General features: G+C 37.3%; 10 protein-coding genes, 1 tRNA gene and 1 pseudogene. 7 read left to right on the top strand and 5 right to left on the bottom strand.

Translation table 11 applies throughout. The features are described from left to right. Nucleotides 1–106 (top strand): annotated as a pseudogene (locus tag AB3I00_RS12795) (peptidase M23); the annotation flags it as partial. A 225-nt stretch (nucleotides 107–331) separates the two neighbouring features. On the opposite strand, the gene AB3I00_RS12790 reads toward AB3I00_RS12795, so the two are convergent. Then, nucleotides 332–415 (bottom strand) — tRNA-Leu (locus tag AB3I00_RS12790). Between the two features lie 21 nt (nucleotides 416–436). Further along, the gene (locus AB3I00_RS12785; protein WP_113844672.1) at nucleotides 437–1,957 is read right to left on the bottom strand and encodes a hypothetical protein; all 1,521 of its coding nucleotides are present in this window, start codon (nucleotides 1,955–1,957) and stop codon (nucleotides 437–439) included. Between the two features lie 297 nt (nucleotides 1,958–2,254). Between AB3I00_RS12785 and AB3I00_RS12780 the strand changes: the two genes are divergently transcribed. Continuing rightward, entirely contained in the window at nucleotides 2,255–2,755 is a 501-nt protein-coding gene (locus AB3I00_RS12780; RefSeq protein ID WP_086286063.1) for a GNAT family N-acetyltransferase, read from the top strand. 187 nt (nucleotides 2,756–2,942) lie between these two features. On the opposite strand, the gene AB3I00_RS12775 is transcribed toward AB3I00_RS12780, so the two are convergent. Next, complete coding sequence (locus AB3I00_RS12775; RefSeq protein WP_002292174.1) at nucleotides 2,943–3,287, bottom strand: metal-sulfur cluster assembly factor; 345 nt, start codon at nucleotides 3,285–3,287, stop codon at nucleotides 2,943–2,945. A gap of 152 nt (nucleotides 3,288–3,439) precedes the next feature. Continuing rightward, nucleotides 3,440–4,360, bottom strand: coding sequence for a YitT family protein (locus AB3I00_RS12770; RefSeq protein ID WP_002316215.1), 921 nt, complete (start codon nucleotides 4,358–4,360; stop codon nucleotides 3,440–3,442). Between the two features lie 184 nt (nucleotides 4,361–4,544). On the opposite strand from AB3I00_RS12770, the gene AB3I00_RS12765 reads away from it, so the two are divergent. Continuing rightward, nucleotides 4,545–5,036 (top strand): YajQ family cyclic di-GMP-binding protein, encoded by a 492-nt coding sequence (locus tag AB3I00_RS12765; protein WP_002309430.1) that lies wholly within the window; start codon nucleotides 4,545–4,547, stop codon nucleotides 5,034–5,036. A gap of 24 nt (nucleotides 5,037–5,060) precedes the next feature. On the opposite strand, the gene AB3I00_RS12760 is transcribed toward AB3I00_RS12765, so the two are convergent. Next, on the bottom strand, nucleotides 5,061–7,436 hold the full coding sequence (locus AB3I00_RS12760) for an ATP-dependent DNA helicase (RefSeq protein WP_368025367.1): 2,376 nt from the start codon (nucleotides 7,434–7,436) through the stop codon (nucleotides 5,061–5,063). A 325-nt stretch (nucleotides 7,437–7,761) separates the two neighbouring features. On the opposite strand from AB3I00_RS12760, the gene AB3I00_RS12755 reads away from it, so the two are divergent. The 4 genes from AB3I00_RS12755 (at nucleotide 7,762) to AB3I00_RS12740 (ending at nucleotide 12,264) form a co-directional block, all read left to right on the top strand. Then, nucleotides 7,762–8,388, top strand: a complete 627-nt coding sequence (locus AB3I00_RS12755; RefSeq protein WP_002315130.1) for an MBL fold metallo-hydrolase — start codon at nucleotides 7,762–7,764, stop codon at nucleotides 8,386–8,388. A 23-nt stretch (nucleotides 8,389–8,411) separates the two neighbouring features. Further along, nucleotides 8,412–9,116: a histidine phosphatase family protein gene (locus AB3I00_RS12750; RefSeq protein WP_002329133.1), complete on the top strand. Its 705-nt coding sequence runs from the start codon at nucleotides 8,412–8,414 to the stop codon at nucleotides 9,114–9,116. Nucleotides 9,117–9,305: 189 nt separating this feature from the next. Further along, the gene (locus AB3I00_RS12745) at nucleotides 9,306–10,139 is read left to right on the top strand and encodes an undecaprenyl-diphosphate phosphatase (protein WP_002309434.1); all 834 of its coding nucleotides are present in this window, start codon (nucleotides 9,306–9,308) and stop codon (nucleotides 10,137–10,139) included. Between the two features lie 196 nt (nucleotides 10,140–10,335). Continuing rightward, entirely contained in the window at nucleotides 10,336–12,264 is a 1,929-nt protein-coding gene (locus AB3I00_RS12740; protein WP_070770591.1) for a heavy metal translocating P-type ATPase, read from the top strand. Nucleotides 12,265–12,281: the final 17 nt, after the last annotated feature.

Below are 12,281 nucleotides of genomic sequence, written 5' to 3'. Positions count from 1 at the left end.
CTACTCTGCTGCGAACCAAGAAAAAGTGGCAGAACAATATGTTGCTTCACGTTATGGTTCTTGGGAAGCTGCGAAAGCATTCTGGGAAGCAAACGGTTGGTACTAAGATTCATTATTTGAACGTTTAAACACATTCAAAATAGGAAGAGGCCATGCGAAAGAATACATCGCATGGCCTCTTTTTGAGTTGTTTTGTCACATCAGAGCGAGTTTTTTGCTTATCTATTACTTCTATGACTTTCTTGCCGAAATCTATTTTATATCAGATTTTATAAAAAAATACCGATGGGATCTCTCCCTCGATATCTTTTCTCAGTATATAAAAAAATTATGCGGCTAAGAAGATTCGAACTTCCACGAGGTCGCCCTCACTAGCGCCTGAAGCTAGCGCGTCTGCCAATTCCGCCATAGCCGCATCACATGTTCTAGTTTAGGATTACATTTGTTTTTTGTCAAGAACATATTTTTTGTTCTTTTTTATCTCTACGCGTTTTCCCTCTTGCAACCAATACAAATAGTTCATCCGAGTAACTCCATCATCTATTGAAGGGCGATAAAAAAATTCTGTTTTTTCCATAAGCTCAATTTCACTTTTCAGAAAATTGGTCACATGATGCGGGACGCTATCGATGCAAACATAGACATAGTCAACAGCACGGATTCTTTCAAATAGTGCTTTCTCCCCGTACTCATATGCGTCGATTCTTTCGACAGTTTTTACATATTTCTGCAATCCTTTTACGAATCCTTTTATTTGTTTGTTCCCGATCACAGCAATTTTGAGTGATGATGCCCACTTTTCAGCATCTATGCTCAATTGCTTTTTACTTGGCTGTTTAGATTTTTGACTTGTTCTCTTTAGATATTTGTCGCTTCTTCTTTTTGACTTATTCTGTTCAACGATAGGATAGCAATACCTTAGATATACTGGACCGTCTACTGTTTTTTGATGTACTCGTACTGCTATCCCATCTGTTAAAAGATCTTTGCGTTTAAAGCTCTCTTCTACTATCAGTGGTCTTCTTTGCTCCGTATTGACCTCGTGGAAATAAATGCTGCCCTCTTCTATTTCTACAAAACCATAAAAAATATTTGTTTCTTGATACTGCAAATCATTCGCTTGTTGTTCAAAGATCCATTGATACCTATTGAACAGCTTGTTCAGCTGATTGAACTTATAAAATGATTGGGTGTCTAACTGCTGAATCAATGCATGGATCAGATCTTGAGGAGCTGCTTGTACGAAGTTTTGTTTTTCCTTTGCTAATTGTTCTGTTTGTCGCTGGTTGACTTTAGACAACTGCTGCAGTTCTTGTTTTTTCTTCTCCATGATTTTCAGATACGTAGCATTTCTATTTGAAAGCTTTTCTAATTTCTTGTTCAGTCGATCATTTCTTTTCTTTAATAAATCTGACGCTTTATGTATTCTCTCTAGATAATGTTGCATTTGGCTATTTTTTTGCAGCAAATAAATGATGATCTGGTTACGTTTTTGGAGTTCCTGAAGTGCGTGATTATCTGTATCCCAGCCCACTTCTTCTAATTTTTGATACAATAGTTCTGTTTTCCTCTGCTGTTCGATGACTTTTTGTCTCATCTCTTCTTTTTCTACTTTTGCTTGTTGGTGCTGTCGTTCGAGTTGCTGTGACAGCTCTCTGATGTGTTTCTTGTCCTCTCTTCTTTTCTTGCTCACAGTAGCTACTTGCTTTTTTGCTTTACTCAATTCTTGCTTCAGTTGATTCATTTCATTGTTTAAACGAACGACTCTGGGATCGGTAGCTATTTTATTTTGCTGCTTTTTCTTCGTTTCTTTGTTCTTCTTTTTCTCTCGATTCAGCTGTTTTTGCTTCATTTTCTCCAACAACTGTCTTCTTCTTTCATTTTGATACTGATCATTTTTTATTTCTGCTTGTTGCCATCCTTCTGGAATTCTTTTATAACCGCTAAAGTAGTTCACGAGATCTCCTTTCTAGTGATCATAAGCAACGGACGAAAAAAAATTAAATAACACATTTATTAAAAATTCAATTTATCTTGAACTTTCAATATCAATCAATAAGATCATTTTTTCAAAAGATAACGAGCATTCATCTATTATAAAAACAATACAATAAATAACAAAAATCTGCAATCGTTTATTTTGTTAAATTATTCTTAATACGATACATCACAAAAAATAAAAATAAGAATGGCTATTCACCAAAATAGTGCTATAGTAGAAAAAAATATGTTTACTTAGGAAGAGGCGGATTCGATGAAATTGATCAAACTATGGGAAGCAGATTTGGAGAAAGCTTATCGGCTGCAAACTAGCTTCGGACCAAACGAGAATGGATTTATCAACAATGCTTACGGCTATACACTTGCTGAATTTTTAGATTATGTAAAAAAATGCGAAAACACTTCTTTAGGGATCGATCTTCCTGAGAATTACGTTCCCGCAACCGTCTTTATTTTGGAAAATGATGGACATGAGTATGTAGGAATTTTTAATCTGCGCCATAAACTGAACGAATCATTAAGAAACGGCGCTGGCCATATCGGTTACGGCATCTCCCCTGACTATCGTAAAAAAGGATATGCAACACAAGGTTTAGCATTAGTATTGCAAGAGGCAAAAAAAATCGGCATCGATGAGGCACTTTTGTCTGTAAATAAAAAAAATCTTGGCAGTCTTAAGGCGCAGCAAAAAAATGGGGCCACGATTTATCGCGAAGATGAGAAAGAATACTATACGAAAATCAAATTGATGTAAAAAAGATGGATGGCAAAAGAAAAGAGATTTGAATGTCCTTTATCAATAGAACACATTTATTTGATTAACTTCTAATATAGCAGACAAAATTTTATAAACAAAAAACCTCTTATCTCTTTTCTTCTTAAAAGGATAAAAGGTTTTTTGTTTTTACTATTTACTTCTCATAGCTAGTCAGTCAAGATCCCTATCGAATCCCCAACGCAATCCGTGCATAACGGCTCATCTTATCGGTCGTCCATGCTGGATACCAGACAAGTTTTACTTCTGCTTTCGTTACTTCTGGCACTTCTTTCAATGCGTCATGGATAGATTCTGTTAAAATATCGGCTAGTGGACAGCCCATAGTTGTTAGCGTCATTTTGATGACTGTTTCTCCGTTTTCAGGATTGAATTCTATATCATAAATCAAGCCTAAGTTGACAATATCGATTCCTAATTCAGGATCGATCACCATTTCCAAGGCAGCAAGAATACGTTCTTTGATCAGTTCTATTTCTTGCGCAGACCGTTCTTGGTTTGCTTCGCTCATCGTACGACACTCCTTAACACGATTTTTATTTATCATACTCTTTTTTTAACTACTTGTAAATGAGAATTTAGAAGGAAGATTCTCGTTTAAATTTATAAAATGTCCTTGTTAGATGGAATACATTAAATTCATTCTAAAATAAATCTGATTCCTCATTTTTTTTGTGAACGATTTTTTATTTCTGGCAATACACCTGTTGTTCGATACATTTTTTGTTCGTTTTCATTTGCAAATCGGCCAAATACTGAATGAGTTGGTAAAATATTGATAAATGCATCGTCGTCGATTTCATGAACGATCTGATCAAGATCATACATTTCATAGCGGGTGATGACCATCATGATCATATTTCCTTGTTTTTTTGAATAGCCACCGACAGACGGAAGCAATGTCATTCCACGTACCATCCGTTTCGCTAGTTCTTCTGTTACCTCTTCCGGTTTGACGGTCACGATCATCGCTGTTACTTTTTGATGACTCGTATGGATGGCATCAATCACTTGAGTCATTGCATAAATGGAAATAATCGTATACAAGGCACTTTCCCAGTTAAAGAAGAAGCCTGCGATGACTACAATGATCCCATTTAGAATCAGCATGTAATTTCCGACTGTTTTTCCAGTTGTTTGTGAAAGCACAAGAGAGATGATGTCCATCCCACCAGTTGTAAAGCCCATTTTTAAAGATAACCCTACGCCAAGACCTAATAAGACACCGCCTACTAAGGCATTCATCAAAATATTATCAGTAATCTGTCCGACTGGAAGTAGCATCGTCATCACTGATACGCATACAACGTTCACAAAACTAAGGATCGTTGCTCGTTTTCCTACTTTGAGAAACCCTAATACAAACACAGGGATATTCAAAATAAAAATAAATGTTCCTGTGTCTACCTTGATATGAAACCATTCATATAAAAGCGAGGAAATGATTTGAGCGATCCCATTCATCCCTGCAGAAAAGACATTGGCTGGAATCAAAAAATAATTTAAAGCGACCGCAGCGGTCAATCCGGTTATCAAAATAACCACTATTTTCTTTAATCTTTCATTTTTATGATACGCAGTCATAATTTTGCTCACAAGCACCTCTCCTCTACTTTGTTATTCCAAATGTAAGAATAACAGTTTATCTATTAAAATAAAATACTTCGAACTCAAATGAGAAGAATTTTAGCAAACAAGTAAGAATCTGCCCCATTCCTATGATAAGATAGATGTATAGTAAACTTATACGTATATCAGGAGGGTTCTTATGGCAAAAGATGCTAGCTTCGACATTGTATCAGAAGTCAATACAGAAGAAGTAAAAAATGCGATTCAGCAAACAACAAAAGAATTGACTAATCGATTTGACTTCAAGGATTCTACGGTAGAAATCAAATTAGAGAACAGCAATCTAGTTGTCTTGAGCGATGATGATTTCAAAATCGAACAGATCAAAGATGTATTATTTGGTAAGTTGATCAAAAGAAATGTGCCAATCAAAAATATCCATTTTTCCGAATCGGAACACGCGCTAGGTGGCAAAGCTCGTCAAACTGCCGATCTGGTCAACGGAATCGATCGCGAAAACGCGAAAAAAATCACTACAGCTATCAAAAATGAAAAACTGAAAGTAAAAGCACAAATCCAAGAAGATCAGATTAGAGTGACAGGTAAAAACCGTGATGATCTTCAAGCTGTGATTGCTTTATTACGTAAACTTGACTTACCAATCGAGTTGCAATTCACTAACTATCGTTAATGAAAAAAACGAGGCTGACATCTGTCATCCCTCGTTTTTTTCATTTACTGCTTCTTTGGATGACCAAAAACGCTGTATTCCTTCTTCCAATTCTCCAACACTTCGTACTTCTCTTGCTGTTTGCCAATGTTGTGGGAATAAACGTCGATAAGAGAAACGAGCAAATCGTTGATCTGCCAATACCACGATTCCTTGATCCGCCATGCCACGAATCACTCGACCACCAGCTTGCAAGACTTTGTTCATTCCAGGAAGCTGATAAGCGTAAGCAAATCCAAGGTGTTCCTTCTCATCATAATATGATTTGATCAGTTCCTGCTCATGATTCATCTGCGGCAACCCTACACCTACGATCATACTGCCGATCAATCGGTTCCCTCTCAAATCGATTCCTTCTGAAAAAATCCCACCAAGTACACAAAATCCTATCAATGTTTCATCGGGATCTGCTTGGAATTTTGCTAAAAATCGTTCGCGTTCTTCTTCATTCATGTCCGTTTCTTGGATCAGCACATTGCTGTCAGGATATTGCTGTTTGAATGCTTCCGCCGCAAGGTCTAAATATTGATAAGAAGGAAAGAAAACGAAATAATTTCCGACCTTTCCATCAGCAAAAGCATGGATCGTCTCAACTAATTTTGCCAGACTTTGTTCCCTGTTTCGATAAGTCGTCTCTAAGTAATTTGCAATGAAAACTTGCTGGTTTCCTTCTGGGAAAGGACTCGGCAGTTTGTAAGCGAGACTTTTTTGTCCGCCCAGTGTTTCCTGATAATAAGATAGAGGTGAAAAACTCGCAGAAAAAAGGATACTGCTTCTTCCTTTATCCAACGACTGCTCAAGAAACAAGCTTGGATCAATACAAAACTCTTTTACTATCAGATCGTGATACGTTTTTTCGACCGTTGTTTCATAGTGATCATCATAAAATTCACTGACCTTCAAAAAATGAAGCAAATCAAAATAATAAGGAAGCAATTGTTCTTGCGATGGATGCTCAGGAAATTCTGCTAGCCATTCTTTGATTTTTTCGCTTAATTGATAACCTGCCTTTACTAAAGATTCAGCTGGTGCTTTTTGATGATGATAATCCCAATGATCTTCTTTTGCTATTTCTCGGATCGTATCAAATTCTTTCAATAGTTTGTTGAAACGACGATGGAGTTTTTTGAATTCCTTTGGTATAGCTTCCTTACTTCGTTTCGTTTTTTCATAAGATAGTTCTGCCGAATACATCTCTCGAGAACGATTCACCAAATTATGTGCCTCATCAATCAAAAACAGATAATCCTCGTTTTTTTCATCTTCAAAAAAACGCCTTAAATAAACAGTGGGATCAAACAAATAATTGTAATCCCCAATGATCACGTCGCACCAGATACTGACATCTAATGATAGTTCGAAAGGACAAAGTGTATGCTTTCTTGCATAAGTTTCGATGACTTCTCGAGTGATCTGATTCTCATGATTCAAAAGATCCCATAACCCTTCGTTGATACGATTGTAATAACCATTGGCATACGGGCACTGATCTGGATTACAGGTCGTCTCATCTAAAAAGCAGATCTTATCTTTAGCCGTCAAAGTGACACTTTTTACTTCAGCTCCAGTATCTTTTAATGCTATCATGGCATCTTCAGCTACTTGTCTAGTTATTGTTTTGGCCGTTAGATAAAAGATCTTTTCTCCCTCTTCTTCCCCTACAGCTTTCAAAGCGGGGAATAACGTAGAGATTGTTTTTCCTGTTCCGGTAGGTGCTTCTACAAACAATTTCTGTTTCGTACGGATCGTTTTATAAGTAGCTACCGCTAGTTCACGCTGGCCTTTCCTATACTCATCATGGGGGAATTTCAAAGCCATCAAAGAGGCATTGCGTACAGTGCGCCAGTTTTCTTGAAAAACAAGCCATTCTTTATAATCTTCAGTCAGTTTTTTAAAAAAAGTTTCTAACTGCTCTCTTGTCTGATGTTCGACCTTTCTCGTAATCACTTCTTCAGCCGTCTGAAAGTAAGTCAATTGCAGATTTATTTCTTGTAAATCATGTTCTTGACTATAGATATAGGCATACACCCTTGCTTGATGAAAGAAAAGTTCCACTTGTTCTGGTTCTAAATCTTCAAATCGTGGCTCGGAGGTTTTGATTTCATCTATATAATAAATACCATCTCTTTTGAAAATACCGTCTGCACGGCCTTCAACGATCAGGTGATATTCATCTAATGGAACTGTTGTTTTTAAAAAGACTTCTTTTTCATAGTCTTCTCCCGCATCTTTTTGGAGCTTACGGTGGATTCTTGCTCCTTCTAATGCAGTATGGCTACTTTTTTTACGATTGTCGATACTTCCACGTCGCAAAATAAATTCTACTAAGTGCCGCACAGATATTTTTGACTGTTTGATCATTTCCACCACCTCTTTCTCTCTAAGATTACCTGAAAAAGCCTAGTTTAGCAAAAAGAGCTCTCTTTTCAAGCATAAAAAAACACCCTGCTGATTAGGCAGGGATATAGGATATAGAATTTGGATTTTTGGATGAGTCTAATGTAACAAGGACATATTAAAATGCTATGAAAACTTACTTTCCTTCTCTTTAGAATATCCAAATACTTTTCATATAGTCTGATAATTCAGATAAGTAAAGAGAAATAAGTACCTGTTTTTGTTTCCTAGCAATGAATGCGTTATACTAATGGATGAAAGAAGTTTTGGCTATCAAGGAGGAATGCACATGCATATCGAAAGATTAAAAACAGGAATGATTGAAGAAAACTGTTATTTGGTCTACAACGAAGAAGCACTTTTGATCATTGACCCTGGAGAAGATGCAGAACGAATCAAACAAGAAATCAAAAAAACAAACCAACAGCCGGTAGCGATTTTGCTTACCCATACCCACTACGATCATATCGGTGCAGTAGAACCTTTACGCGCATATTATCAAATCCCAGTGTATGTCAGCCCACTAGAGCAAAAATGGCTAGGTGATCCGATTTTGAACCTTTCTGGACTCGGACGACATGATGATATTGCTGATATTATTGTCTCGCCTGCAGAATATGAATTTGAAATGAAAACTTATACTTTAGGGAACATGTCTTTTCGTGTAGTCCCTACTCCAGGACACTCCATCGGAAGCGTTAGCTTTATTTTTGATGATTTTGTCGTTTCTGGCGACGCCCTATTTAGAGGAAGTATCGGTAGAACCGATCTGTATACAGGGAATTTAGAACAATTACTTCACAGTATTCGGACCCAGCTGTTTGTTTTACCTGATGAATTTGCAGTCTATCCAGGACATGGTGATGCAACAACGATTGAACAGGAAAAAAGGACAAATCCTTTTTTCAATCGTTAAAAATGATTTAGGAGGAGAATAAAATGACAGAAACTACACTTTATATCGTACGGCATGGAAAAACGATGTTCAATACAATCGAACGCGTACAAGGCTGGTGTGATACGCCACTCACAAAACAAGGACAAGAAGGCATCCATTATTTAGGGCGCGGGTTAAAAGATGTCGACTTTTCTTTTGCTTATTCTAGTGACAGTGGTCGGGCGATCGAAACTGCCCGTATTATTCTAGGAGAACATTCTAAGGGAAAAGAAATTCCTTATTTTATCGAGAAACGGATCAGAGAATGGTGCTTCGGATCTCTTGAAGGCGGCTATGACATGGAAATGTGGGGTGTGATTCCTCGCGTATTGAATTTTAAAACCTATGATGAGATGTTTACCACAGAAGTTTCTTTTGAACAAATTGCCAATGCTGTATACAACTTGGATACGGCTGGATGGGCAGAAACTTATGAAACATTACGAGATCGTGTGTGGACAGGATTTGAAGATATCGCCCATCACTGCGAAAAAAACGGCGGCGGAAATGTTTTAGTCGTATCACATGGTTTGACGATTGCCTTCTTGCTTAATCTGATTGATCCTAAACAGCCTGTTCGTGCTGGTCTTTTAAATGGCAGTGTAACAAAGGTTACTTATGCAAACGGTCGATTTTCTATCCATGGTATCAACGATACGTCTTATATCGAAAACGGGAAAGCACATAGTCGAGACTCGTTTTTATGATGGGATATTTTAATTTTTAACAGAGAATCATAAAAGGCAAAGTCTGAACGAGGGCTTTGTCTTCTTTTTTTCTTCGTATACTTATCTGCTTCATTTCTCAAGTTTTTCTTAATATTAAAAAACAGATTGGGTTTATCAAAAAATAACGGTATACTATAAGATGTATCTTAATTGGGAAGGAAGGAATTTATGTTTTTTGCAAATATTATCAAAGCAGTGATTCTCGGTATTATTGAAGGAATAACGGAATGGCTGCCCATCAGTAGTACTGGTCATCTGATCCTAGCAGATGAATTCATCAAACTGGATGCCAGTTCACAATTTATGTCGATGTTCAATGTCGTTATCCAATTAGGGGCGATCTTAGCTGTCGTCGTTCTTTATTTTCACAAATTAAACCCCTTTTCTCCAAGTAAATCAACGATAGAAAAAAAAGATACTTGGACACTTTGGTTTAAAGTGATCGTTGCTTGTATACCAGCCATCATCATTGGTTTGCCTTTGGATGATTGGTTAGAAGCAAATTTCCACAAGTTCTTACCCGTTGCCATTGTTTTGATCGTTTACGGTATTGCCTTTATTATTGTCGAAAAACGCAACAAAAACAAAACACCTCGTTGGACTTCGCTGAATGACTTTACGTACCAAGCAGCTCTTCTTGTTGGATTATTCCAAGTCTTGGCACTTGTTCCCGGAACATCTCGTTCTGGTGCAACGATCCTAGGAGCTATCTTGATTGGCGCTTCGCGTTTTGTCGCTACAGAATTCTCATTTTTCTTAGGGATTCCTGTCATGTTTGGCGCAAGCGGCTTGAAGATCGTCAAATATTTAGCTGAAGGGAATTCATTCAAAATGGAAGAAACTGTTGTTCTTCTTGTAGGAACATTCGTATCTTTTGTGGTTTCTGTCTTAGCTATTAAATTCTTATTAAGTTACTTGAAGAAAAACGACTTTACCGCTTTTGGCTGGTATCGTATTATCCTTGGTATCATTTTAATTGGTTATTGGTTTATCGCAATGTAAGAAAAACCGGAACACTTCTCTTGTATGAGAAATGTTCTGGTTTTTTATTTTATTTAATGATAATTATTATAAATAATAAAAACCGCATCAAGCTCCATAGTCAAATGATAACCATTATCGTTCTCATTTAGCTGTTTTTATTATCAATTACATTTTTATTATGCTATCCTTGTTTTGACAAGGAGGACTGATAACGATGACTAATCAGAAAAAAGCTTTTGCAGCAACAATTGGCTGTCTTTTATTTATGATTGCCGGTTTTATTTTCGACCGCCTCTCTCTCACCATCACCCCGCTTTTTTATATCAGCGCTATTATCATCGGTGGATACAAACAAACATCGGAAGGCTTGAAAGAATTGTGGAATGACCGAACACTGAATGTGGACTTATTGATGGCTTTAGCCGCTATTGGTGCCTGTTTGATTGGTAATTACTTTGAGGGAGCAATGTTGACGTTCATCTTTTGTTTAAGCGGTGCATTAGAGGAATACACGACCAATAAAAGTCAAAAAGAAATTACCGCTTTGATGAATCTTCAGCCACAAAAAGCTCAGTTACTAAAAGAAAACGGACAAATGCAAGAAGTAGATGTTTCGCAATTAAAGGTGGATGACTTGGTGTTCGTCGCTAAAGGAGCGGCTGTTCCGATCGATGGTTGTTTAGAAAGCACACAGGCAACGATCGACGAGTCTGCATTAAGCGGTGAATCTGTACCTGTAGAAAAATATTTAGGAGATGAGATGTTTGCAGGAACGCTGAATCAAGGAAATCCCATTACAATTCGAGTAACAAAAACGAGTACCGAAACTGTCTTTGCTAAGATTATCCAATTAGTGGAAGAAGCGCAGAATACGCCAACTCAAACAGCTTCATTTATCGAACGGATCGAAAACAATTATGTAAAATTGATTTTGCTTGCTGTGCCTCTAATGATCCTTCTCCCCCACTTTTTCTTAGGTTGGAGTTGGGATGAAAGCTTTTATCGAGGAATGGTATTATTAGTCGTGGCTTCTCCTTGTGCGCTTGTCGCATCTGCTACTCCTGCTTCTCTAGCTGCTCTTTCAAATTCTGCAAAAAATGGGATCCTAATCAAAGGTGGGATCCATTTAGAGAAGCTTTCTGAATTAAAAGCGATTGCCTTTGATAAAACAGGAACACTCACTAAAGGAAAACCAGTTGTGACTGACAGCTTTTTCTTTGATGAGAAGGATTTGGCACAACAACTTCTTGTTGCTATGGAACAAAAAACGACACACCCTCTTGCTCATGCGATTTTACAATATTTCGATTGCACAATACCCGAAGCAATCCAATGCCTATCAATAGAAGAAATTACTGGTTTTGGATTACAAACTACCTATTTAGGGGCGCAATGGAAAGTTGGCAAACATGCATATGATCCTGAGACGATGAGAATCAGCAAAGAGATTGAGGAAATGATCGAACGTTTAGAAAATCAAGGAAAAACTGTAATCTATCTTTCTAAAGATCAACAGTTAATCGCTGTTTTAGGTCTGTTGGATATTCCAAAAGCAAATGCCCAACAGGTGATTTCCTACTTTAAATCCCAAAACATCCATACAAGTATGATAACTGGCGACCATTCTGGCACAGCAAAGGCTATTGCTGAACAAGTAGGGATCGAACATTACTATGCAAGCTGTACTCCGGAAGAAAAAACACAACTAGTCAAAAAAGAAAATGAACGTTACCAAGTAAATGCGATGGTTGGTGATGGAGTCAATGATGCGCCTGCTTTAGCAGCTGCTTCATTAGGTATCGCTATGGGACAAGGAACAGACGCCGCAATGGATATCGCAGACATCGTCTTAATGAAAAATGACTTAGATAAATTCGTCTACAGTCATCGGCTATCTTTAAAAATGCGGCGGATTATCAAACAAAATATCATTTTTTCGATTCTTGTTATTCTCTTGTTGATTGCTTCTAACTTCTTGCAATTTTTAAATCTACCTCTTGGAGTAGTAGGACACGAAGGAAGCACGATATTGGTTATTCTGAATGGCTTGCGCTTACTAAGACCTTTACCTGCTCTTTCTGATTCTTCAAAAAAATGTAAGTCTTGTCCACTATACCAAGCACGGCTGTCTTCTGCCAAATAAGTGAAGTTTTTTATGAT

Origin of the sequence: Enterococcus sp. C76 (assembly GCF_040886985.1) — a bacterium.
GTDB classification, from domain to species: domain Bacteria; phylum Bacillota; class Bacilli; order Lactobacillales; family Enterococcaceae; genus Enterococcus_B; species Enterococcus_B lactis.
Note: the sequence above shows the minus strand (reverse complement) of the source record. Positions and strands in the feature narration are given on the sequence as shown.

Coding starts and splice junctions, on each gene's coding strand:
- AB3I00_RS12780 (WP_086286063.1), top strand. CDS start 2,255: ATGAAATTGATCAAACTATGGGAAGCAGATTTGGAGAAAGCTTATCGG.
- AB3I00_RS12775 (WP_002292174.1), bottom strand. CDS start 3,287: ATGAGCGAAGCAAACCAAGAACGGTCTGCGCAAGAAATAGAACTGATC.
- AB3I00_RS12770 (WP_002316215.1), bottom strand. CDS start 4,360: ATGACTGCGTATCATAAAAATGAAAGATTAAAGAAAATAGTGGTTATT.
- AB3I00_RS12765 (WP_002309430.1), top strand. CDS start 4,545: ATGGCAAAAGATGCTAGCTTCGACATTGTATCAGAAGTCAATACAGAA.
- AB3I00_RS12760 (WP_368025367.1), bottom strand. CDS start 7,436: ATGATCAAACAGTCAAAAATATCTGTGCGGCACTTAGTAGAATTTATT.
- AB3I00_RS12755 (WP_002315130.1), top strand. CDS start 7,762: ATGCATATCGAAAGATTAAAAACAGGAATGATTGAAGAAAACTGTTAT.
- AB3I00_RS12750 (WP_002329133.1), top strand. CDS start 8,412: ATGACAGAAACTACACTTTATATCGTACGGCATGGAAAAACGATGTTC.
- AB3I00_RS12745 (WP_002309434.1), top strand. CDS start 9,306: ATGTTTTTTGCAAATATTATCAAAGCAGTGATTCTCGGTATTATTGAA.
- AB3I00_RS12740 (WP_070770591.1), top strand. CDS start 10,336: ATGACTAATCAGAAAAAAGCTTTTGCAGCAACAATTGGCTGTCTTTTA.